Below are 21,344 nucleotides of genomic sequence, written 5' to 3' on the forward strand. Positions count from 1 at the left end.
CCTCGCGCCACGCCTTGGCGGTCACACCGGCCGGTACGTTGTACAGTGTGCTGATGGTGACCTTCTCGCCCCGGGACGCGGCCAGGGCGATGGCTCCGCCCGCCCGCCACACGAAGTCCCCGGCGTGCGCGGTGACGACCAGGGTGGATCGCGGCGGGGACGGGGGTCCCCCCGGTCGACCGGATTCGGGACCGGGGGCAGGCGCGTTGGCGTGCGTCATTGCAGAAATCTCCTTGGTGGACAGGTGTGCGCCCACCCAGCCCCGGGCGTCTCAGTCGCTCAGCGCGTCGATCACGCTCGTGAGGTGGGCGCGGACGGCCGCCTCGGCCGCCTGCGGGTCCCTGGCCCTGATCGCCTCGATCATCGCCAGATGCTCGTTCAGGGATTGCTGCGGACGCCCCGGGCGCAGCGCCAACTGGAAGCGGTGCCGCACCAGTTGGGCGTTGAGCCGCTCCAGCAGCTGCACGGCGGTCTGCTGGCCGGAAATCTCCCGGATCTTGTCGTGCAGTGCGTGGTTGAGCTCGGAGTAGGTGACCGGTTCGCCGTCCGCGACGGCCTTCGTCATGGCCGCCCCGAGGTCCGCGAGTTCGGTGAGGTGCTCGTCGCTGGCCGCGACGGCTGCCTTCGCCGCGCACAGCCCTTCCAGGACCATGCGGCACTCCGTGATCGCGACCGCCTCCTCCACGGTCACCACCCGCACCCGCGAGCCGCGGTTGCGGATCCGCTCGACCAGCCCCTGGGCCTCCAGATCGATCAGTGCCGCGCGGATGCTGGCCCGCGTCACACCGAACTCCTCGGCGAGTTCGTTCTCCACCAGCCGCTGGGCCGGGGCCATCTCGCCGTGCAGGATCGCCTGCCGCAGCAGCGCGAGCGCATGCTGCTTGGCCTGCTCTCCGGTGCTCGGACGGGCTTCTTTCGGCATCGTTTGCCCTCCCTGAGTGAGTGCCTGTCGAACGTAAATCTAGCCAAACAAGATTGTCAACAATTTTGTCTGCCGTATTGCCGGGCGATCGGGCGTTCCGTGCGCTCCGCCGGTGCGGTACAGCTCGCTGAGCAGTTCGAGAACGGCCCGGCCCGCCGGGGGCGGATCATCCCGCCACCAGGCCTGTCGGACGGCGACCGGTTCGGCGTCCCGCACCAGCCGGTAGACGATGCCGGGCCGCGGATACTGGTTGGCGGCCGACTCCGCGGTCACGCCGGCACCGCGCCCGGCGGCGATCTCGGTGAGCGAGAGGCTGTGTTCACCGCACGAGGTGCAGGTCCGTCCGCGGGTGCGCGGCGGTCCAGTTCCGCCGGCAGGCCACGGTGTGCCGGCCCACCGCCGACCAGGCGTAGCCGATCCGCATCCGGGTGCGCCCCGAACCGGCCTCCTGGACCAGGTCGGCGACGTCCGCGCGCACCCGCCGGGCCCGCTCCACCACCCGCAGCCAGGTCGCCGTCGGCGTCACCTCACGCGAGGTGCACCGCAACAGCCATACGCCCAGGGCCTTTTCGATCCCTGCCAGAGTTCGGGACACAGCGGCCGGGGTGGTGGTGCTGATGCGCCCGCAGCCGTCGACGGACTACCCGGGGATGGGCCTGGGTCCGATCGCCGCGGGCTGCTGGGCGTCGTACATCCTGCTGAACGGGGTTGGTGGGGCGGCGGGATACCGGGGGCGCAGGGGTCGGCGGCGGCCGCGAGCGTGTCCACGCTGACGTTCCGGCCGATCGGAGTCGTGGTGGCGCTGCGGCACCCCGCCGACGGCCGGGGCCGTCCTGTCCGCGGTGGCAGCGGGTGCCCTGTCATCGGCGGTGCCGTATCTCGCCCACGCGGCGGAGCCGCATATCGATACAGCCCCGCGCCCCTGAGGGGCGACCAGCCCTCACCGGCCCGCAGCCCGCCCCCTACCGAAAGCGCCCCTTCAGTTCACGGCCTCCCCCCACGACGCTCCGACCGCAATAGCCTGCCGCCACCCCCGAAGCACCTTCGGCGTCACTCCCACCGCGAGCACCCCGTTCAACCGCTCCCCGGTCCGGTACGCGGCGACGAACCGCCCCTCCGCCAACTCCCCTTCCACGACCCGCACTTCGTCGTGGCCCCGCAGATACCCGTACGCCTGGATCTTCATGTCGTACTGGTCCGACCAGAAGTACGGCACCGGCGCGAACGGCTTGCGCGCCTCGGGGTTGAGGAGATTGCGTGCCGCGGCCATCCCCTGCTCCGCCGCGTTCGTGCGGTGCTCGATCCGCATCGACACCCCGAACAGCGGGTTGTACCAGCGAGCGACGTCACCGGCCGCGTACACGTCCTTCGCGGCCTCGCAGTACTCGTCGCAGATCACCCCGTCGCCCACGGAGAGCCCGCTCCCGGCCAGCCACTCGACGTTCGGCAGCGAGCCGACCGCGACCAGTACCTCGTCGGCGTCGATGGTCTCCCCGTCGGCGAGCCGCACCCCGTCCTCGGTCACCTCGGTGACGGAGACACCGGTCCGCAGGTCCACCCCGCGCTGCAGATGGGCCCGGGTCAGCACCCGCCCCACCTCCTCACCGACCGCGTGCGCGAGCGGTACCGGCGCCGGTTCCAGAAGGGTGACCTGCGCACCGAGCTTCCAGGCGACGGCGGCGGCCTCGGCACCGAGGAACCCGGCGCCGACCACCACCAGCCGCTGCCCCGGCCCGATCCGTTCCCGCAGGGTCAGCGCGTCGTCGACGGTGCGCAGCACATGCGCGCCCTCCCCGGGCAGCCGGCGCGGCCGTACGCCCGTGGCCACGATCAGCCCGTCGTACGGCAGCAGGGACCCGTCGGCCAGACGTACCGTACGGTCCGCCACGTCCAGCCCGGTCGCCGCCGCCCCGAGCCGCAACTCCAGCCCCAGGGAGTCCAGTTCGGTCGGCGCCCGCAGTACCACCCGGTCCGGCGCCCATTCGGCCGCCAGCACCTGCTTGGACAGCGGCGGCCGGTCGTACGGCGGATGGAGTTCGTCGCCGACGAGGGTGAGCGTGCCGTCGTAGCCCTCGCGGCGGAGCGTCTCGACCGCCGCGAGGCCCGCGGCCGAGGCGCCGACGACCACGATCCGGTTCATCGCTCCACCAGTCGGATCGCGGCGGCGGGGCAGACCGCCACGGCCTCGCGGACGTCGTCGAGGATCTCCTCGGCGGGTTTCTCGTCCAGCACGAAGGCGATACCGTCCTCTTCCCGCTGGTCGAAGACCTCGGGGGCGACGAGCACGCACTGCCCGGATGCGACGCACTTCGGTTCGTCCAGTTCGACATGCATGGCGTTCTCCTTGTTCTTCTTGCTTCTTGCTTCTTGCTTCTTGTGGGGGGGTTGGTGGGTTACCAAGCGACCGGGAGTTCGTGGACGCCGTACACGCCGCCGTTGTGTTTGAAGGGCAGGTCGGCGAGGTCGGCGGCGAGCCTGAGGGCGGGGATGCGCCGGTAGAGCGTGCCGTAGACCACCTGGAGCTCCATCCGGGCCAGCGGCTGGCCCAGGCACTGGTGGACGCCGAAACCGAAGGCGACATGGCGGCGGGCGTCGCGGCTCAGGTCGAGGCGGTCCGGGTCGGGGAAGGCCTCGGGATCGCGGTTGGCGATGTCACTGGCCATGATCACGCCTTCACCGGCCCTGATCACCTGTCCGGCGACCTCGATGTCCGCCAGGACCGCACGGCGCCGGCCGCTGTGCACGATGCTCAGATAGCGCAGCAGCTCCTCGACCGCGCCGGCGATCACCTTGGGGTCGTCGCTGTCGCGCAACAGGGCGAGCTGCTCGGGGTGTTCGAGCAGGGCGAGAGTGCCGAGGGTGATCATGTTGGCGGTGGTCTCGTGCCCCGCGAGCAGCAGCAGGACGCCCATCTGCGCGGCGTCCAGCCGGGTCAGCTCACCGGCTTCGACCCGGGCCACCAGGCCGGAGAACAGGTCCTCGGCGGGGTTCTCCATCTTCTCGCCCATCAGCCGGTCGAGATACCCGACCAGCCTGCCGTGTGCCGCCGTCCGGTCCTCGACGGAGCTGTCCCGGCTGATGAGGAGCTTGCTGTTCTCCTGGAAGAAGTCGTGGTCCTCGTAGGGCACTCCGAGCAGGGCGCAGATGACCAGCGAGGGCACCGGGAGCGCGAAGGCCTCGACCAGGTCGACGGGGTTGGGGCCGGCCAGCATCTCGTCGATCAGGTCGTCGACGATCTCCTGTACGGCGGGCCGCATGGCCTCGACGCGCTTGACCGCGAACGGCGCGGTGACCATACGGCGCAGCCGGGCGTGCTCGGGGTCGTCCATCATGATGAAGCTGATGTTGTTCTTGCCGTTGCTGGGTGCCTGGAGCGGGTATCCGGGACGGTCGGCTTCGGCGCTGACCCGCGGGTCGAGAAGCACGGCACGCTGGTCGGCGTACCGGGTGATCAGCCAGTAGTCCTTGCCGTCCCAGAGGCGGACCCTGGCGAGGGGGCCCGCCTCCTGGGCGGCCTTCAGCGCCGGGGGCGGGTCGAAGGGGCAGCGCATGGAGCGGGGCATCGGGAAGTCGGGGGTCCCCGCGGCGGTGCCGGGTGCGGCACCGGTCAGGGTGTCGGCCATCTCTGTCTCCTCGGGGTGGGGGACTCCGCTCGGTGCGGAGCGCCGGGACGATGGGCACGAGGCCTCGATAAGCACATGCAAACAGGGCGGGCTGTCCGCTTCCGGTCAGTTTCCTGACATGAAGCTGACGTGAGTCAGGTCACAGGACGATGCCTTCCCTGTATCGAACACGGCGCGGACCGACACTACAACTCCCTTATACCCAGGGAACGTTGAGGTGACGTAGGTCTGGCTCGCGGCCGCCGGGCCGGTCGGCGTTCCGTCGCTCCGGTGGCGTCACCCGACAGGTGACGAGGGAAGATGCGGGTTTGCTCCCGGATTCCATCGCGAAGCGGTCATACATCCCCCGACGGCTCCCCCAGCCAGTAGCCGAAGCCCCGCCGGGTGTGGATCAGCGCGGGCCCGCCCGGGTTCACCTTGCGCCGGAGCCGGGAGACCAGTTGCTCGATGGCGTTGTCACCCCGGAAGTCGCCCCAGACGTACCGGCTGATCTGCTCCTTGGACAGCACCTTGTGGGCGTTGACGAGCAGGTGGCGCAGCAGCCGGTACTCGGCGGGCGTGAGGTCGAGGGCGCGGCCGCCCCGCCGGGCCCGGCAGGTGCTGCCGTCCAGGACCAGGTCGGCATGGTCCAGCCTGCTTCCCCACCGGCCGCCGTCGCCGGCGTTCCGGAGCAGCACCTTGACCCGGGCGAGGACCTCGGCGATCCGGAAGGGCTTGGTGACGTAGTCCCGCTCGCCGGCGCCGATCTCGGGCACCAGCCGGGCCAGGGACTCGCAGGCGGCCAGCAGCAGGACGGGCGGCCGGTACGCCGGTTTGAACCGGCCCTGGGCCAGGTCGTCCATGCCGGGCAGTTCGGCGTCCATGACGACCAGGTCGAAGCGCTGCGCCACGAGCCGCCGCACCACCTCGGCCCCGCCGCCCGCGGCACCGGTCCGGTAACCGGCCAGCTCCAGGGTGGTGGTGAGGAGATCGGCGGTGTCCGGGTCACCCGAGGCGACCAGAAGCCGCTGTCCGCTGCCGCGCGCCAGCGGTTGGGGTGACGGAGAGCTGCCGTACATGGGATGACCCATCCGTTCGAGGCTCGGCCAATTCGCTTGCTTGACTCAAGTAAGCCACATGTGCTTGCCTAACTCAAGTAACCGGGGCGCCACTGAGCGGAGGCCGCCCCGAGGGCCTGCCCCGGCGGACAGGCCCTGGCGCCGCACCCGTGGGGACGGGGACCGGCGCAGCCCTCGGGCCGGGACCCCGGCCCACTCCCCCCGGCCCGGCACCGGCCCGAGGGCACCTCCCCGGCCGCAGTACCGCCGGGCGAGCCGCGACGCTCGCCCGTGTCAGCACCTCCAGAAAGCGAGAGTCACCCCATGGCCACGATGAAGTCCGTACAGACCGGTGGCGTCGGCAAGATCGAGGTCGTGGACGTCGAACGTCCGGCGCCCGGCCCCAAGGACGTGCTGCTGAAGATCCGCGCGGGGGGCATCTGCGGCACCGACGTCACCTTCCTGCACATGGGCGGCATGCCTTCCCGTGCCCATCTGGGCGGCGACCTGACCCCGATCGCCCTGGGCCATGAGCCGGCCGGCGAGATCGTGGAGGCCGGCGCCGAGGTCACCGGGCTGAAGGTGGGCGACCGGGTGGTCGTGAACCCGCAGGACGCGCCCACCGGGATCATCGGCTGCGGCGGCCGGTACGGCGCCCTGAGCGAGTATCTGCTGATCGAGAACGCCGAGGCCGGCCGGAGCGTCGCGGCGTTCCCGGACGCCGTGCCCTTCGAGGTCGCCGCCCTCAACGAGCCGATGGCGGTCTCCCGGCACGCGGTCAACCGATCCGCCGCCGGACCCGACGACAAGGTGGTCGTCTTCGGCGCCGGGCCGATCGGCCTGGGCGCGGCGATCTGGCTGAAGCTGCGCGGGGTCAGGCACGTCGTCGTCGCGGACGTGATCCCGGCCCGGTTGGAGAAGGCGCTGGCCGTGGGGGCGGACGCGGTCGTCAACTCGGCCGAGGAGGACGTCACCGCGCGGCTGACCGAGCTGCACGGGCAGAGCGCCAACGCGCTGGGCCAGCCCCGCCCGGGTACGGATGTCTTCATCGACGCGGCCGGCGCCCCGGCCGTCTTCAACACCGTGGTGGCCAACGCCAAGTGGCACGCCAGGCTGGTCATGGTCGCCGTACAGAAGAAGGGCGAGATCGACCTCGGCGGCATGCTGCGCAGCGAACTGACCCTCGTCGCCTCGCAGGGCTACCCGACCGAGATCTTCGAGGTCACCCCCGAACTGGTCGAGCACCACGAGCGGTTCGCGAAGCTGATCAGCCACCGCGTCCCGTTCACCGAGGTCCAGCACGCCTTCGAGCTGGCGCTCACGCCGGGCGCCGCGGAGAAGGTCGTCGTCACCTTCGATGCGTAGCGGTGACCGGCGCCAGCCACAGCCCGAGGAGCGCGTCGGTGAGCCCGGTGGCCGCGTCGCTCCAGGTGGCGCGGGGAGTGTCGGTGCCCTCGGCGAGGGCGCGCTCGCGTTCGGCGCAGGTGTGCAGGATCAGCGTCCGGGCCATCTGGCCGCGTTCGGCGCGGACTTCGGGGGGCAGTTCCGGCAGCCACCGATTGAGCCCGGCGACGGCTTCACGCAGCGAGGGCGAGGCGAGGGACTCCTCGACCATGATCTCGTAGAGGGCCGGGTCGGTCGCCACCTGGGCGCAGAAGCGGGCGTACCAGGTGGGGCTGCCGAGGCTCGCGAGGTGTTCGGTGACCGGCCGGACCAGACAGTCCACCCGGTCGCGGACGTCGTCGGAGTCGCCGACCGCCGCCAGCAGGCGGACCCGGATCTGCTCGATCCGGTCGAAGTGCCGGGCGGCGATCGCGCGGACCAGATCGGCCTTGGTGCCGAAGTGGTAGCCGACGGCGGCGTTGTTGCCCTGGCCGGCGGCCTCGCTGACCTGGCGGTTGGACACGGCGTACACGCCCTGTTCGGCGAAGAGCCGTTCCGCCGTGCTCAGGATGGCCTCCCGCGTCGCGCTGGCCTGCTCCGCCCGCGCTGCCCTGCCCGCCATGCCCACCACCGCTCCGGGACCGTGCACCGCCCGGTGCGGCCGGTCCCGCGAGCCGTACCGGGGCCTCGACCGGGGCGGCGAGGTCCAGCCGGGAAAGCGTACGCGGAGGCGGCGCGCGGCGCCTTCCGTTCCTGCCAGTAAAGTAAGTCAAGCGACTGACTTAACCCAGGTCATGTCGCTCCGTGTCGTCCTGCGCCGCTCCCTGTTCTGCCTACGGAGGCCCTCTCCCATGTCCGAAGCCCCTGTCCAGCCCGCCGGGTCCCCGAGACCGGCACGCCCCAGTCCGAACGCGGTGGTGGCGGTGCTGGCCCTGGCCGGTATCACCGTCTCGCTGATGCAGACCCTGGTGATCCCGATCGTCCCGGAGCTGCCGAAGTACCTCGACGCCTCCGCGTCCAACGCGGCCTGGGCGGTGACGGCGACCCTGCTGGCCGCCGCCGTGGCCACCCCGGTGGCCGGCCGTATCGGTGACATGTTCGGCAAGCGGCTGATGCTGCTGATCAGCCTGGTGCTGCTGGTCTCGGGCTCGGTGGTGTGCGCGCTGAGCGACGCGCTGGTCCCGATGATCGTCGGCCGTACCCTCCAGGGTCTGGCGGCCGCCGTGGTCCCGCTGGGCATCAGCATCATGCGCGACGAACTGCCGCCGGAGCGTCTCGCGGGCTCGACGGCGCTGATGAGCGCCTCGCTGGGCGTCGGCGGCGCGCTGGGGCTGCCGGCCGCCGCCTTCATCGCGGACCACTTCGACTGGCACGTGCTGTTCTGGACCTCGGCCGCCCTCGGTGTCGTCGCCTTCGCTCTGGTCGTGTTCCTGGTGCCGGAGTCCAAGGTGCGTTCGGGCGGGCGCTTCGACGCGGTCGGCGCCGTGGGCCTGGCGGTCGGTCTGGTCTCACTGCTGCTCGCCGTCTCCAAGGGCGCCGACTGGGGCTGGGCCAGCGGCACCACGCGCGGCCTGTTCGCGCTCGCGGTTGTGGCACTCGTCGCCTGGGGCTTCTTCGAGCTGAGCACCACCCGGCCGCTGGTCGACCTGCGCACCACGGTCCGCCGCCAGGTGCTGTTCACCAACCTCGCCTCGATCGCGTTCGGTTTCTCGATGTTCGCGATGTCCCTGGTGCTGCCGCAGCTGCTCCAGCTGCCGACCCAGACCGGCTACGGCCTGGGCAAGTCGATGATGACGGTCGGTCTGGTGATGGCTCCGCAGGGTCTGGTCATGATGGGCTTCGCCCCGGTCTCGGCCGCGATCACCAAGGCCAGGGGCCCGAAGGTCACGCTGATGATCGGCGCGGTGATCGTCGCCGCCGGCTACGGCCTGAACATCGTCCTGATGTCCGAGGTCTGGCACCTGGTCCTGGTCTCCTGCATCATCGGCGCCGGTGTCGGCTTCGCCTACGGCGCGATGCCCGCGCTGATCATGGGTGCCGTGCCGGCGTCGGAGACGGCCGCCGCCAACAGCCTCAACACCCTGATGCGGTCCATCGGTACGTCGGTGGCCAGCGCCGTCGCCGGTGTGGTCCTGGCTCAGATGACGATCAGCCTCGGCGGCGCCACGCTGCCCTCCGAGAACGCGTTCAAGGTCGTCATGGCGGTCGGTGCGGGCGCGGCCGTGCTGGCCTTCGTCCTCGCCTCCTTCCTGCCCGGCCGCCGCCCGGCGGACGCGGAGCCCGCCACGGCCCCGGCCGAGCCCGCGGCGGAGTCGGTGCACTGAGCGACACGTAGGGGAGCGGGCCGTACCTTTGGGGGGCGGCCCGCTCCACGGGTACCGGCCGGCGTACCCGCACACCTCCTGACGGCGAGCGACGGTGCGCCGTCGGCCGCCGGGATGCCGGACGGCGGCGCGCTTACCGCGTCCTCGGCCGCTGGGATTGTCGGCGAGCATCCCCTGGCAGCGCCACACCGAAGGCCACGCCCGCACCGTCGACACGGTGACGGCGGTGCCGCTGTTCGCCTCGTTCCTGTTCGGCAGTGAGATCACCATGAGCGGCGAGGACCGGCCGCACGTGGTCGGGCCGGCCATCGCCCTCGCCGCGATCGGCTGCGGGGCGCCGCTCCGGCAGTGCTCCCGGCCGCGCACGGTCGTCACCGTCAGCGCGGCGGCCACCGCGGCCGCCGCCGTGCTCGGGCAGCGGCCCACCCCGGCGCGCTGATGCCGGCGCTGTACCGGCCGCGGCGGTCGGCGCCGACCGGCCCACCACGCGCCGCTACTGCTTCGCCGGCGCCGCAGGTTCCTGGCCACGCCCGCGCCCGGGGCCAACTCGTGGTGATGGCCTACCAGTCGGGGCTGGTGCGGCCCCCGCCGCCGGCGAGCGGCTGCTGAAGGCCGTTCGGGGGAACCGGCGCCACGGGACGCGTGCCACGGCCGCGAGCGGTTCACATCTTCTGCCGTGACCACCGCCCTGCCGCTGATCCCGCCCATGCTCGCCACGCCCGGCAGGCTGCCGCCCGCCGCACAGGACGCCCGGTGGGCGTACGAGACCAAGCAGGACGGCCAGCGTGCGGTCGTCTACCTGCCCGGCGACGGCGGTCTGCTGCTGCGCGCCCGGTCCGGCGAGGAGATCACCGCCGCCTATCCCGAACTGCGCCCGCTGGGCGGGATGCTGGGCCGGGTCCCGGCGATCCTGGACGGCGAGGTGCTGGCCCTCGACGAACGCGGACGCGCCGACTTCCAGTTGCTGCAGAGCCGGATGGGCCTGGCCCACGCCCCGGCCCGGGCGGCCCGGATGGCGGCCCGGGTCCCGGTCCACCTGGTGCTGTTCGACGTGCTGCACCTGGAGGGCGGCCCACTGCTGAGGGTGCCCTACGCGCAGCGGCGGACCCGGCTGGAGTCACTGGGGCTCGACGGGCCCTACTGGTCGACGCCCGGGGCCGTCGTGGGGCACGGCCCCGAGGCGCTGCGGGCCACCCGGGAGCACGGGCTTGAGGGCCTGGTCTGCAAGCGGCTGGACTCGGTGTACGAGCCGGGGGTGCGGTCCCGCGCCTGGATCAAGATCCGGAACATGCGCGCCGAGGACGTGATCGTCGGCGGCTGGCTGCCGGGCAAGGGACGGCTGACCGGGCTGCCGGGCGCGGTGCTCGTCGGCCAGCGGTCCGCCGACGGACGGCTGCGGTACGTCGGCGGGGTGGGCACCGGCTGGAGCGAGGCGGAACGGACCGAACTGGCCGCGCTGCTGCGGGTCGCCGGCACCGACGCGTGCCCCTTCGACCCGGTCCCGCCGGTCCCGGGCGCGCACTGGGTGCTGCCCCGGCTGGTCGGCGAGGTCGGCTACAGCACCCGGACCCGGGCCGGGCTGCTGCGCCAGCCGTCCTGGCTGCGGCTGCGCCCGGACCTCACGCCGGAGGAGTCGGCGGCGGACCTGCCGGCCGGCACCGACTGACCGTCGCCGACTCCGATCCGGCGCACACCGACCGACTGTTGGGCGGGGCTTCACCAGCGGGACGCCCAGGCCGTCTTGGCAAAGTCTTGACCGAAGGGGAAGCTGAACGTCCCTTCCCCCCACAGCAGTTGGAGGCCCCCGTGTCGTCACGGACGTTCCGCATCGGTCCGCGCAGATGGCTGACCGGACTCGCCGGTGCCGCCGCCCTGGTCGTCGCCTTCCCCGCCGTCGCCTTCGCCGCCCCGCCGCAGGCGCTGCCCGCCAACGCCGAGACGGTCGAGAAGACCTACCAGCCGGCCTTCGACTACGACACCGACGGCTGCTACTCGACGCCCGCGATCGGCCCCGACGGCACGGTCAACGGCGGCCTCAACCCGACGGGCGCGCTCAACGGCTCGTGCCGGGACGCCTCCGACCTCGACAACACCAACAGCTACTCGCGCTACAAGTGCAACAACGGCTGGTGCGCCTACGTGTACGGCCTGTACTTCGAGAAGGACCAGGCGATCGCGGGCAGCAGCATCGGCGGGCACCGGCACGACTGGGAGCACGTCGTGGTGTGGGTGCAGAGCGGCCAGATCAAGTACGTGTCGACGTCCAACCACGGCTCGTTCACCGTGCACGCCGCGTCCGAGGTCCGCTTCGACGGCACCCACGCCAAGATCGTCTACCACAAGGACGGCGTCAGCACGCACTGCTTCCGGCTGGCCAACTCCAACGACGAGCCGCCGGAGAACCACAAGGGCACCTGGCAGTACCCGCCGCTGGTCGGCTGGAACGGCTACCCGGCCGGCCTGCGCGACAAGCTGAGCGCCTACGACTTCGGCAGCGCCAACTTCGGCCTCAAGGACGCCAGTTTCGCCTCCCACCTCACCTCGGCCAAGCCGTCGGGAATCACCTTCGACCCCAACGCCTGACCCCGGTACCCGGCCGGGCGCCGTGACCTGCGGAGTACCCGTTGCCCGCTGCGCACGGCGCCCGGCCCGGCCGCGGCGGCCGTGCGCGGCGGCCGACAGGATGTCGGAATCCGTCGTCGGCACGAAGGTCTATCGTGTCCCCATGTCCGTGCCAGAGCTGATCCGTATCGTCTCCCGCGACTCTCCGATGGCGCTCGCTCAGGTGGCCCGGGTCCGGGCCGAGTTGGCCGCCCTGCATCCGCACGTGCGCACCGAGGTCGTGCCGGTCAAGACGACCGGCGACAAGTGGCTGGGCGACCTGTCCCAGGTGGAGGGGAAGGGGGCGTTCACCAAGGAGGTGGACGCCGCGCTGCTGGCCGGTGAGGCGGATCTCGCCGTGCACTGCGTGAAGGACGTGCCGGCGGACCGGCCGCTGCCCGCCGGGACGGTGTTCGCGGCGTTCCTGAAGCGGGACGACATCCGTGACGCCCTGGTTCACCCGGGCGGGCTCACCCTGGACCAGTTGCCGCCGGGCACCCGGATCGGCACCTCCGCGGTCCGCCGGATCGCCCAGCTGGCGGCCACCCATCCGCATCTGGAGTGCGTGCCGTTCCGCGGCAACGCCAACCGACGCCTGGAGAAGCTCGCCGCCGGGGACGCCGACGCCCTGCTGCTCGCGATGTCGGGCCTGGAGCGGATCGATCGTACGGACGTGATCAGCGAGGTCCTCGACCCGGAGACGATGATGCCGCCGATCGGCGCGGGCATCCTCGCGCTGCAGTGCCGGGAGGGCGACACCGAGCTGATCGACGTGGTGAGCGAGCTGGGCGACCCGGACACCTACCGGGAGGCCACCGCCGAGCGGATGTTCCTGCACGTCCTCCAGGGGCACTGCAACAGCCCCATCGCCGGGTACGCCCGGGTCGACGGCGGCGGCGAACTGTCCCTGCGCGCCTGTGTGTTCACCCCGGACGGCAAGACCCGGCTGAACGCGCACGAATGGGCGGGCCGGCTCGACCCGGCCACCCTGGGCACCTCGGTCGCCGTGGCCCTGCTGCGCCAGGGCGCCCGCGAGATCATCGACGGCATCCCCCACTAGGAGCTAGGCCGGGGAACCGGGCTCCGTCTGCTCCTTGAGGAAGGTGCTCACCTGGTGGGCCAGGCTGCCCGGTGCGGCGCTCTGGCAGGCCGTGGCGGTGGTCGACTCCAGTACGCCGATACCGCCCGCCCACAGCCGCCGGTCGGTCCAGTCCTCGTCGACACGCAACTGGATCTGGATGTCCACCTGGGTGAGGGCGGCCTCCGGGCCGGCGGCGTAGAGAACGGCGGTGGCGCGGCGCAGCGGGTAGACGTCGAAGCCCTCGATGAACTGGGAGCTGCGCCAGTCGATGACCGCGCCCTCCCCGTCGGGGCCCACCCGCACATCGATCTGGCCGTCCTCCAGCTGGACGCTGAAGTGACCGGACCCGCGGTTCTCGACGGTCACCCGGACACTGAAGTACGTCAGCCCGGCCGCGGCGTCGTCCCGGCCGCGCGGCGGCTCGGCCTCCTCCAGGCGGTGGACGCGGACCCGCAGACCGGCATGCTCGTCGTACTCGTGCCAGTCCCCGACCACGTTCGGCTCGTACACAGTGCCCCTCTCGACCTCCGCTGTTTATCTGTGCCCTCAGCGCACTGTCAAATGAGTGGAATGCACTGTGGCCAGGGGGTTCGCCCGCTTTGATCGCTGATCAAAGCCTTGCGCAGCGGTTATCCCGCCCCGGGACTCCGGGGCGGGACACAGGCGCGTGCCGCACATCACGTCGGCGTCTCACCCGCGGGAAGATCAGCGGGCCAGGCGGCCGAGCAGCGAGGAGGCGGCGGCGATACCGAGAGCGGCGGCGACCGCCAGCACGGCGAAGTCGAGGCCGAGATGCGAGGGCGTGCCGAGCAGCAGCCCGCGCAGGGCGTCGACCTGGTAGCTCAGCGGGTTGATCTTGCTGACCACCTGGAGCCAGCCCGGCATGATCGCCACCGGGTAGAGGGCGTTGGAGCCGAAGAACAGCGGCATGGTGATCGCCTGTCCGATGCCCATCAGCCGGTCGCGGCTGAGGACGATGCCCGCGATGCTCATCGACAGGCAGGAGAAGAAGGCGGAGGCGAGGACGACGGCCAGCCCGACCCCGAGCAGCTTCAGCGGGTTCCAGGTGAGCGAGACCCCGAGGATCGCGGCGATGACGATCACCACGACGGCCTGGATCAGGGACTTCACCCCGGCCGCGAAAGCCTTGCCGGTGATGAGGGCCGAGCGCGGGGTGGGGGTGACCAGGAGCTTGTTGAGGATGCCGGCGTCGCGTTCCCAGATGATCTGGATGCCGTAGAAGATGGCGATGAACATCGCGGACTGGGCGATGATGCCGGGCGCCAGGTAGTCGATGTAGGGGATCCCGCCGGTGGGTATCGCCTTGATCCTGGTGAAGGTCTGGCCGAAGATCAGCAGCCACAGGGCCGGCTGTATCGCCCGGGTGTAGAGCTCGGTGCGGTCGTGGCGGAGCTTCTGGAGCTCGACGGCGCACATGGCGAAGACCCGGGCCGGCAGGAGCCGCCACCCGGAGCGTGGCTGGGGCGGCGTCAGCAGCAGGGATGCCACCGGGCGCTCAGCCGACGCGGTTCGCGGTGCGGCGGGTGCTTCGGACATCGCGGAATCCTCCTGACTGGTCGTCGAGGCCGCTGCCGGCCACGTCGCGGAAGACGTCTTCGAGGGTGGGCAGGGTGTCGGTGCCCCGGCGTTCGGCGAGGCCGCGCCTGAGCTCGTCGGGGGTGCCGAGGGCGCGGATCCGGCCCCGGTGCATCAGGCCGACCCGGCCGCAGTGCTGGTCGGCCTCGTCCATGTAGTGGGTGGTGACCAGGACGGTCATGCCGGTGGCTTCGCGTACGGCGTTGATCTGGTCCCACACACCGGTGCGGGCGATCGGGTCGAGGCCGATGGTCGGCTCGTCGAGGATCAGCAGCCGGGGGGCGCTGACCAGGGCCTGGGCCAGTTCGAGCCGGCGGACCATACCGCCGGAGTAGGTGCCGGCGAGCCGGTCGGCGGCGTCGGCGAGATCGACGGCCTCCAGCGCCTGCGCGACCCGCTCGGCGCGCTCGCGCCGGGAGACGTCGAAGACCCGGGCGAACAGGGCGACGTTCTCGCGTCCGGTGAGCCCGCTGTCGGCGGACAGCTGCTGCGGGACGTAGCCGAGCAGTCTGCGGACGGCCATCCGCTCCCGGCCGGTGTCATGGCCGAAGACGCGGACCATCCCGGCGGGGACCGGAAGCAGGGTGGTGATGCAGCGGATGGCGGTGGTCTTGCCGGCGCCGTTGGGGCCCAGCAGCCCGAAGACCTCGCCCTCGCCGACGGTCAGGTCGAGCCCGTCCACGGCCCTGGTCTCCCCGAAGGTATAGGAGAGCCCGGTGCAGGCGACTGCGGTGGTGTCCGGCGTCATGATTCCTCGGCCTCCTCGTGCAGGGTGACGGCCAGCTTGCGCAGCGCCGGAAGCGCGGCTTCGAGCGCCGCCCGGTCCGCCTCGTCGAGCCGGGCCACATGGCTCACGACGAGGTCCGCGCGGCGCCGCTGCCAGTCGGCGAGCCGCTTCTCGGCGGCCTCGGTCAGCAGCAGCCGGGCGGCCCGGCGGTCGGCGGGGTCGGTCTCGCGGAGCAGGTAGCCGTCCTTGGCCAGCTGGTTGACCAGGGTCGACACCGAGTTGCTCGCCAGGTACAGCTCCTTGGCCGCGTCCGAGATGCCGATCCCGGGCCGCGACTCGACCAGGCGCAGCAACTCCACCTCGGCACCGCGCAGCCGGGGCAGCGCGAGCCCGCGGCGTAGTCGGCGGCGGATCAGCCGCTGGATCCCGACGAGCGCGTCGGCCAGCTCTTCCGGAAAGGTCTCCGATTTCACACCTGGAAGATTACCTCTGCTACAGAGGTAATCCCACCCAAGAGACGGTCAAGAGGAAACGGCGAATTGTTTGGGTATGCCCCATTCGGGGCATCCGCTCTTCAGTGCTTCGGACCGGAGGCACGTGCGTGGGAGCCGCCTTCCGTCGGTGCCCCCGTGTTCTCCCGGGGTCCGAGTGCGTTCCTCCCACGGTGTCCGTCCACACAGCACCCGCTGAGGGAGGTGCGCCTCATGCGTGCCACCACCGCCACCATCGCCACCACCAAGCCCCATCCACACGACGACGCCCCCGACACGGCAGCGGACTTCGTCCGGCTGGCCGGGCTGCCCGAGGGCCCGGAGCGCCGGGCCCTGCGGGACGAGCTGGTCGAACTCTGGCTGCCCATGGCCGAGCGGATCGCCGTACGGTTCCGCGGTCGCGGGGAGGCCCTGGAAGACCTCTGCCAGGTCGCCGCGCTGGGGCTGGTGAAGGCCGTCGACCATTACGACCCGGCGCGCGGCAGGGCCTTCGAGGCGTACGCCGTGCCGACGATCACCGGTGAGATCAAGCGCCACTTCCGCGACCACATGTGGACCCTGCACGTGCCACGCCGGGTCCAGGAGCTGCGCAACCGGGTCCGGGCCGCCCTCAAGGAGCTGGACCAGACCTCGCCCGGGGGCGCGCCCACCGTGGCCGAGATCGCCGAGCGGGCCCAGCTCACCGAGAGCGAGGTGCGCACCGGGATGGAGGCCCTGGACTGCTTCTCGGCGCTGTCGCTGGACGCCGAGGTGTCCGGCGCCGACGGCTACGCGCTCGGCGACACCCTGGGCGGCCCCGACCCCGGCTACGACCTGGTCGTCGACCGCGCCGCGGCCGAGCCCTGTCTCCAGGGCCTTCCCGAGCGCGACCGGCTCATCCTCTACCTGCGGTTCTTCCGCGGCATGACACAGAGCCGGATCGCCGAGCAGCTGGGCGTCTCGCAGATGCACGTGTCCCGCCTGCTCAGCGCCTGCTTCGAGCGGCTGCGCGAGGAGCTGCTGGCCGAGGCGGGCTGAGTCTCACCCGGACGGTGCACCGGGGATCTGCGTCGGCCCGTACCGGTCGAGGGCGTCCTCCAGTTCGGCACGGATCTCGGCGGGCATGTCCCCGGTGCGCCCCCAGACGAGGATCAGCTCCGCGACGTTGCGGAGCTTGATGTTGGTGTGCTGGGAGACCTCCTTGAGCACCTCCCACCCCTCGTCGGGGGTGATCCGGCCGAGCGCGACCACCATCCCGATCGCCTGGTCCACCACGGCATGGGAGGCGATGGCCTCCTTGAGCTGGTCGATCTCCTCCTGGAGGTGGAGGACCGAATCCGCCTCGCTCTCGCTCACTCCCCCATCGTCGTCACTCGTCCGGCGGAGTGCCAGCGGGGTACTCGGCAGGCACCGCGGCCCTTTCCGGTTGGAGACTGGTGTCAGACCGGTTCCCCCGGCCGGCCCCGACCCCAGGACGCGAGTGCCATGAACAACGACACGCCTGCCCCCGGCCCCGTGAAGAAGCAGCGAGACGTCGTCTCCACGCACTCGGTCTTCGGCGCCCCGTGCTGGGTGAGCCTGACCAGCCGCGACGTACAGACGACCGAGGGTTTCTACAGCGCCGTGCTCGGCTGGCGATGGCGCAGTGTCCGGCTGGGCGACCACTTCCGGATCGCCCTGGCGGACGGGGTGCCGGTCGCGGGGATCGCCGCGGTCGCCGCGATGTGGCAGATGGCGGTGGCCTGGACGCCGTACTTCGCCGTCCAGAACGCGGACGAGGCGGTCGCCCGGGCCCGCGAGCGCGGCGGCACCCCGGCGGTGGGGCCGCTGTCCTTCCCGCCCGGCCGTGCCGCGCTGCTCGCCGACCGGGACGGGGCGATCTTCGGCATCTGGGAGGGCGACCTGGTCTCCAACTGGGAGACCTGGCGGCAGGCCGCACCCACCTTCATCCGCCTGCACACCCGCAACGCCTTCGACTCGGCGATCTTCTACGGCGAGGTCCTCGGCTGGGCCTCCGACAAACCGGGCTGCTGCGAGGTGGAGTACGAGGGCGGCGAGGTGGTGCTGCGCAGCCGGGGCGATGTCGTGGCCCGGATCGACTCCGGGGCGGTGGAGGCGGCCCCCGATCCCACGGTACGGCCGCACTGGCAGATCCACTTCGCGGTCAACGACGTCGGCGAGTGCGCACGGGCGGCCGAGAAGCACGGCGGCAGTGTCCTCCAGGAGAAGGACACCGAGGCCATCCTGCGCGACCCCGACGGGGCGCAGTTCACCGTGACCGCACGCCCCCTGCTCCCCTGATTCCTTCGGTCCCTCGGTCCTTGCGGCGGGAGGGCCGGGACAGCAGGACCAGGCTGCGGGCCTCGGCGCACAGCCTGGTGCCCGCCTTGCGTTCGCGTTCGTCGGGGATGCCGTCGGGCTCGGCGGTGTCGATGAGGGCTGTCCAGCGCTCGCCGTAGGACTCGTCGGGCAGCCGGAAGTCGACCGGTTCCCAGAAGCTGTTGAGGAGCAGCAGGAACGAGTCGTCGACCAGGCGCCGGCCGTAGGGGTCGCGTTCGGCGATGGCGTCGCCGTTGAGGAAGACGCCGACCGAATGCGCGTCGGGGCGCTGCCAGTCCCGGTCGGTCATCTCACGGGCGTCGGGCAGCAGCCAGACCAGGTCGGGCAGTGGCTGTCCGGGGTGCAGCGCGGTCTCGCCGCGGAAGAAGCGGCGCCGGCGCAGCACGGGGTGGGCGGCGCGCAGTCCGATGACGTACCGGGTGAATGCGCTGAGCGTCCGCTGTTCCCCGGTGAGTTCCCAGTCGGTCCAGGAGACTTCGTTGTCCTGGCAATAGGCGTTGTTGTTGCCGCGCTGGGTGCGGCCGAGTTCGTCGCCGTGGCTGAGCATCGGGATGCCCTGGGACAGCAGCAGGGTGGCGAGGAAGTTGCGCTGCTGGCGGGCCCGGAGTTCGAGGACGGCCGGGTCCTTGGTGCCGCCCTCGGCGCCGCAGTTCCAGGACCGGTTGTGGCTCTCGCCGTCCTGGTTGTCCTCGCCGTTGGCCTGGTTGTGCTTGTCGTTGTACGACACCAGGTCGCGCAGGGTGAAACCGTCGTGCGCGGTGACGAAGTTGACGCTCGCGCGCGGCCGCCGTCCCCGTTGCTGGTACAGGTCGGAGGAGCCGGTCAGCCGCGAGGCGAACTCACCGAGCGAACCCGGCTCGGCCCGCCAGAAGTCCCGTACGGCGTCCCGGTACTTGCCGTTCCACTCCGACCACAGCGGCGGGAAGTTGCCGACCTGGTATCCGCCCTCCCCCACGTCCCAGGGCTCGGCGATGAGCTTCACCCGGCTGATCACCGGGTCCTGCTGGATCAGGTCGAAGAACGCCGAAAGGCGGTCCACCTCGTGGAACTGCCTGGCCAGGGTGGCCGCGAGGTCGAAGCGGAAGCCGTCGACGTGCATCTCGGTCACCCAGTACCGCAGCGAGTCCATGATCAGCTGGAGGACGTAGGGGTGGCGCATCAGCAGGCTGTTGCCGGTGCCGGTGGTGTCGTAGTAGTGCGCCCAGTCGCCGTCGACCAGCCGGTAGTAGGAGGCGTTGTCGATGCCCCGGAAGGACAGCGTGGGGCCCATCTCGTTGCCCTCGGCGGTGTGGTTGTAGACCACGTCGAGGATCACCTCGAGGCCGGCCGCGTGCAGCGCCTTGACCATCGCCTTGAACTCGTTGACCTGCTGGCCGCGGCTGCCGAAGGCGGCGTAGGCGTGGTGCGGGGCGAAGAAGCCGATGGTGTTGTAGCCCCAGTAGTTGGACAGCCCCCGGTCCTGCAACACCCCGTCCTGCACGAACTGGTGGACCGGCATCAGCTCGACCGCCGTGACGCCGAGCGAGGTCAGGTGCTCGACGACCGCGGGGTGCGCGAGACCGGCGTAGCTGCCCTGGAGCCGTTCGGGTACCTCCGGATGGGTGCGGGTGAGTCCGCGGACGTGGGCCTCGTAGATCACCGAGTCGGAGTAGGACCGCCGGGGCGGGCGGTCATCGCCCCAGTCGAAGTAGGGGTCGGTGACCACGCCGAGCATGGAGTGCCCGGCGCTGTCCGCCGGGGACGGTCCGCCGGGCGTGCGCTCGTACAGCGACGCGTGGTTGTCGATCTGGCCGTCGACCGCCCGGGCGTACGGGTCCAGGAGCAGCTTCGCCGGATTGCACCGGTGGCCGACCTCCGGGTCCCAGGGGCCGGTCACCCGGTAGCCGTAGCGCTGTCCCGGCCCGACGCCGGGCAGATAGGCGTGCCAGACGAAGCCGTCGACCTCGGTCATCGGCACCGGCCGCAGGGTGCCGGCATCGTTCACCAGGACCAGCTCGACCCGCTCGGCGACCTCGCTGAACAGGGCGAAGTTGGTGCCCTGTCCGTCGAAGGAGGCTCCCAACGGATAGGGGTGCCCGCTCCACACGGGCACCCCCTTCCGGGATTTCCGAGCCGTCACCGGGCGCCCTCCAGGACGCCCTCGGCGGATGCGGCCAACTGGGCGACGGGGACGGCGCGGGGCACCCGGAGCGTCCGGCGCAGGCTGGGCGCCGGCGCGGTCTTGACCAGCGGGACGCGCTCGCCGGACCGGGCTCGCTGCGAGAACCAGATGATCTTGCTGCCGGTCTCCGGGGCACAGCACCCCCAGCCGTCGCTGGTGGCGGCGAGATGCGCCAGGCACGACCGCAGGTCCTGGTCGGGACGCAGGTCGCGGTCGTCGTCGCCGATGGCGGTGATGAGGTGCTGCCCGTTCCACCACATCTCGATGGACGTGTGCTTGTCCGTCGCGTGCTGGTCGATGGCGGTCAGCAGCAGTTCGACACCGCGGCAGACGGGGTCCACGAGGTTGTCTAGGTCCCAGTAGCGCAGATGGGCGGCCAGGATACGGCTGACCTGTCCCACCCGTTCCGGGCTGACCTCCACGTCGAGGTGGTAGTAGCAGGGCACTGCGGTCTTCATTGTCGCTGGCTCCTCACCCGGCGCGGCTCCCGCTCCCCTCACCCGTCCGGAAATCCGTTCCGGACGCGCAGCGTGAGCACTCATCGCTTCTGAGTCACCTCCCACAGTGCGGGCGCTACGCCATTCGTGCAACCTGAGAGACGCATGAGGTCGTTGAAGATCCAACAAGACGCTCCGTCGCCGTCCGTGCACCATGAGTGAAAGCCTCGATTCGCCGTAACGGCTCCGTGCCCTTCCGTGCCCGGACGCTCCCCGATCGTCGGGGACACGTGCCCACTCGAGAGCGTCGGAAGGAAAGACACGGCCATGCTGCTACCCGCGAAGGCCGAGGTGGCCCGGCAGCTGCGGCGCTACCGGGCGTGGGAGCGCGTCATGCTCGCCTCGCCGCAGGACCGCGAGGTGCGGTCCACCTTCGAGGACTCGGGCTACACGCTGTGTGTGCTGATGGGCAAGCGCTGCGCCCGGGAGGCGGTGGACGCGGCCGAGCGCTATCTGCGCACCAGCCTCGTCGCCTATCTGCGGGAACAGGGCGGGCGGGCCCAGCTGAGCGAGAAGGTCCGACGGGGTCCGCCGTCGGACCGGAGCTCCGCGAGGCAGTGATCCGCAGGGGGACCCCGCGGG

The 21,344-nt window shown here is 71.5% G+C and carries 22 protein-coding genes and 3 pseudogenes; 10 read left to right on the forward strand and 15 right to left on the reverse strand.

The genetic code is table 11. From position 1 onward, the window contains the following. The 3 genes and pseudogenes from ACFWXC_RS51870 to ACFWXC_RS51880 form a co-directional block, all read right to left on the reverse strand. Positions 1 to 220 (reverse strand): annotated as a pseudogene (locus ACFWXC_RS51870) (PIG-L family deacetylase); the annotation flags it as partial. Between the two features lie 51 nt (positions 221 to 271). Next, positions 272 to 922 (reverse strand): GntR family transcriptional regulator, encoded by a 651-nt coding sequence (locus ACFWXC_RS51875; protein WP_384491154.1) that lies wholly within the window; start codon positions 920 to 922, stop codon positions 272 to 274. A 108-nt stretch (positions 923 to 1,030) separates the two neighbouring features. Further along, positions 1,031 to 1,523, reverse strand: a pseudogene (locus ACFWXC_RS51880) (hypothetical protein); the annotation flags it as partial. Here ACFWXC_RS51880 and ACFWXC_RS51885 point away from each other — a divergent pair. After that, positions 1,519 to 1,806 (forward strand): annotated as a pseudogene (locus ACFWXC_RS51885) (EamA family transporter); the annotation flags it as partial. The pseudogenes ACFWXC_RS51880 and ACFWXC_RS51885 overlap by 5 nt on opposite strands. A gap of 95 nt (positions 1,807 to 1,901) precedes the next feature. Here the strand turns inward: ACFWXC_RS51885 and ACFWXC_RS51890 are convergent. From ACFWXC_RS51890 to ACFWXC_RS51905, 4 genes are all read right to left on the reverse strand, one after another. Beyond that, positions 1,902 to 3,062 (reverse strand): NAD(P)/FAD-dependent oxidoreductase, encoded by a 1,161-nt coding sequence (locus tag ACFWXC_RS51890; RefSeq protein ID WP_384491156.1) that lies wholly within the window; start codon positions 3,060 to 3,062, stop codon positions 1,902 to 1,904. Next, positions 3,059 to 3,256 (reverse strand): ferredoxin, encoded by a 198-nt coding sequence (locus ACFWXC_RS51895; RefSeq protein ID WP_384491158.1) that lies wholly within the window; start codon positions 3,254 to 3,256, stop codon positions 3,059 to 3,061. Before ACFWXC_RS51895 ends, ACFWXC_RS51890 begins: the two co-directional genes overlap by 4 nt. 59 nt (positions 3,257 to 3,315) lie before the next feature. Next, entirely contained in the window at positions 3,316 to 4,545 is a 1,230-nt protein-coding gene (locus ACFWXC_RS51900) for a cytochrome P450 (protein WP_384491160.1), read from the reverse strand. A gap of 335 nt (positions 4,546 to 4,880) precedes the next feature. After that, entirely contained in the window at positions 4,881 to 5,603 is a 723-nt protein-coding gene (locus ACFWXC_RS51905; protein ID WP_384491189.1) for a response regulator transcription factor, read from the reverse strand. Between the two features lie 303 nt (positions 5,604 to 5,906). On the opposite strand from ACFWXC_RS51905, the gene ACFWXC_RS51910 reads away from it, so the two are divergent. Then, positions 5,907 to 6,947 carry a zinc-binding dehydrogenase gene (locus ACFWXC_RS51910; protein ID WP_384491162.1) on the forward strand — a complete coding sequence of 347 codons (1,041 nt, stop codon included), beginning with the start codon at positions 5,907 to 5,909 and terminating at the stop codon, positions 6,945 to 6,947. On the opposite strand, the gene ACFWXC_RS51915 is transcribed toward ACFWXC_RS51910, so the two are convergent. Continuing rightward, on the reverse strand, positions 6,931 to 7,587 hold the full coding sequence (locus ACFWXC_RS51915; RefSeq protein WP_384491164.1) for a TetR/AcrR family transcriptional regulator: 657 nt from the start codon (positions 7,585 to 7,587) through the stop codon (positions 6,931 to 6,933). The genes ACFWXC_RS51910 and ACFWXC_RS51915 overlap by 17 nt on opposite strands. 229 nt (positions 7,588 to 7,816) lie before the next feature. Here ACFWXC_RS51915 and ACFWXC_RS51920 point away from each other — a divergent pair, with 229 nt between their 5' ends. From ACFWXC_RS51920 to hemC, 5 genes are all read left to right on the forward strand, one after another. Then, positions 7,817 to 9,289 (forward strand): MFS transporter, encoded by a 1,473-nt coding sequence (locus tag ACFWXC_RS51920; protein WP_384491166.1) that lies wholly within the window; start codon positions 7,817 to 7,819, stop codon positions 9,287 to 9,289. Positions 9,290 to 9,446: 157 nt separating this feature from the next. Further along, complete coding sequence (locus ACFWXC_RS51925) at positions 9,447 to 9,728, forward strand: hypothetical protein (protein ID WP_384491168.1); 282 nt, start codon at positions 9,447 to 9,449, stop codon at positions 9,726 to 9,728. Between the two features lie 267 nt (positions 9,729 to 9,995). Next, positions 9,996 to 10,955 (forward strand): ATP-dependent DNA ligase, encoded by a 960-nt coding sequence (locus tag ACFWXC_RS51930; RefSeq protein WP_384491191.1) that lies wholly within the window; start codon positions 9,996 to 9,998, stop codon positions 10,953 to 10,955. Between the two features lie 140 nt (positions 10,956 to 11,095). Further along, entirely contained in the window at positions 11,096 to 11,872 is a 777-nt protein-coding gene (locus ACFWXC_RS51935; protein ID WP_384491170.1) for an NPP1 family protein, read from the forward strand. Between the two features lie 142 nt (positions 11,873 to 12,014). Continuing rightward, a complete protein-coding gene (gene hemC / locus ACFWXC_RS51940) occupies positions 12,015 to 12,950 on the forward strand; it encodes a hydroxymethylbilane synthase (protein WP_384491172.1) in 936 nt (311 codons plus the stop codon). A 3-nt stretch (positions 12,951 to 12,953) separates the two neighbouring features. On the opposite strand, the gene ACFWXC_RS51945 is transcribed toward hemC, so the two are convergent. From ACFWXC_RS51945 to ACFWXC_RS51960, 4 genes are all read right to left on the reverse strand, one after another. Beyond that, positions 12,954 to 13,481 (reverse strand): hypothetical protein, encoded by a 528-nt coding sequence (locus ACFWXC_RS51945; RefSeq protein WP_384491174.1) that lies wholly within the window; start codon positions 13,479 to 13,481, stop codon positions 12,954 to 12,956. Positions 13,482 to 13,676: 195 nt separating this feature from the next. Continuing rightward, on the reverse strand, positions 13,677 to 14,528 hold the full coding sequence (locus ACFWXC_RS51950) for an ABC transporter permease (RefSeq protein WP_384491176.1): 852 nt from the start codon (positions 14,526 to 14,528) through the stop codon (positions 13,677 to 13,679). Continuing rightward, complete coding sequence (locus ACFWXC_RS51955; RefSeq protein WP_351748746.1) at positions 14,488 to 15,315, reverse strand: ATP-binding cassette domain-containing protein; 828 nt, start codon at positions 15,313 to 15,315, stop codon at positions 14,488 to 14,490. The genes ACFWXC_RS51950 and ACFWXC_RS51955 overlap by 41 nt, the downstream gene beginning before the upstream one ends. Then, positions 15,312 to 15,767 carry a MarR family winged helix-turn-helix transcriptional regulator gene (locus ACFWXC_RS51960; RefSeq protein ID WP_384491178.1) on the reverse strand — a complete coding sequence of 152 codons (456 nt, stop codon included), beginning with the start codon at positions 15,765 to 15,767 and terminating at the stop codon, positions 15,312 to 15,314. Before ACFWXC_RS51960 ends, ACFWXC_RS51955 begins: the two co-directional genes overlap by 4 nt. 231 nt (positions 15,768 to 15,998) lie before the next feature. Here ACFWXC_RS51960 and ACFWXC_RS51965 point away from each other — a divergent pair, with 231 nt between their 5' ends. Next, positions 15,999 to 16,802, forward strand: coding sequence for an RNA polymerase sigma factor SigF (locus tag ACFWXC_RS51965; protein WP_384491180.1), 804 nt, complete (start codon positions 15,999 to 16,001; stop codon positions 16,800 to 16,802). Positions 16,803 to 16,805: 3 nt separating this feature from the next. On the opposite strand, the gene ACFWXC_RS51970 is transcribed toward ACFWXC_RS51965, so the two are convergent. Then, entirely contained in the window at positions 16,806 to 17,120 is a 315-nt protein-coding gene (locus tag ACFWXC_RS51970; protein WP_384491182.1) for an ANTAR domain-containing protein, read from the reverse strand. Positions 17,121 to 17,249: 129 nt separating this feature from the next. On the opposite strand from ACFWXC_RS51970, the gene ACFWXC_RS51975 reads away from it, so the two are divergent. Continuing rightward, the gene (locus tag ACFWXC_RS51975) at positions 17,250 to 18,065 is read left to right on the forward strand and encodes a VOC family protein (protein WP_384491184.1); all 816 of its coding nucleotides are present in this window, start codon (positions 17,250 to 17,252) and stop codon (positions 18,063 to 18,065) included. On the opposite strand, the gene glgX is transcribed toward ACFWXC_RS51975, so the two are convergent. Further along, a complete protein-coding gene (glgX, locus tag ACFWXC_RS51980) occupies positions 18,034 to 20,196 on the reverse strand; it encodes a glycogen debranching protein GlgX (RefSeq protein WP_384491193.1) in 2,163 nt (720 codons plus the stop codon). The two genes, ACFWXC_RS51975 and glgX, sit on opposite strands and share 32 nt — an antisense overlap. A 23-nt stretch (positions 20,197 to 20,219) precedes the next feature. Further along, positions 20,220 to 20,723, reverse strand: a complete 504-nt coding sequence (locus tag ACFWXC_RS51985; protein ID WP_362577331.1) for a pep a2 — start codon at positions 20,721 to 20,723, stop codon at positions 20,220 to 20,222. 306 nt (positions 20,724 to 21,029) lie between these two features. Here ACFWXC_RS51985 and ACFWXC_RS51990 point away from each other — a divergent pair, with 306 nt between their 5' ends. Further along, on the forward strand, positions 21,030 to 21,323 hold the full coding sequence (locus ACFWXC_RS51990; protein WP_384491187.1) for a DUF5133 domain-containing protein: 294 nt from the start codon (positions 21,030 to 21,032) through the stop codon (positions 21,321 to 21,323). Positions 21,324 to 21,344: the final 21 nt, after the last annotated feature.

Origin of the sequence: Streptomyces sp. NPDC058683 (assembly GCF_042716195.1) — a bacterium.
In the GTDB taxonomy this organism is placed as follows: Bacteria; Actinomycetota; Actinomycetes; order Streptomycetales; family Streptomycetaceae; genus Streptomyces.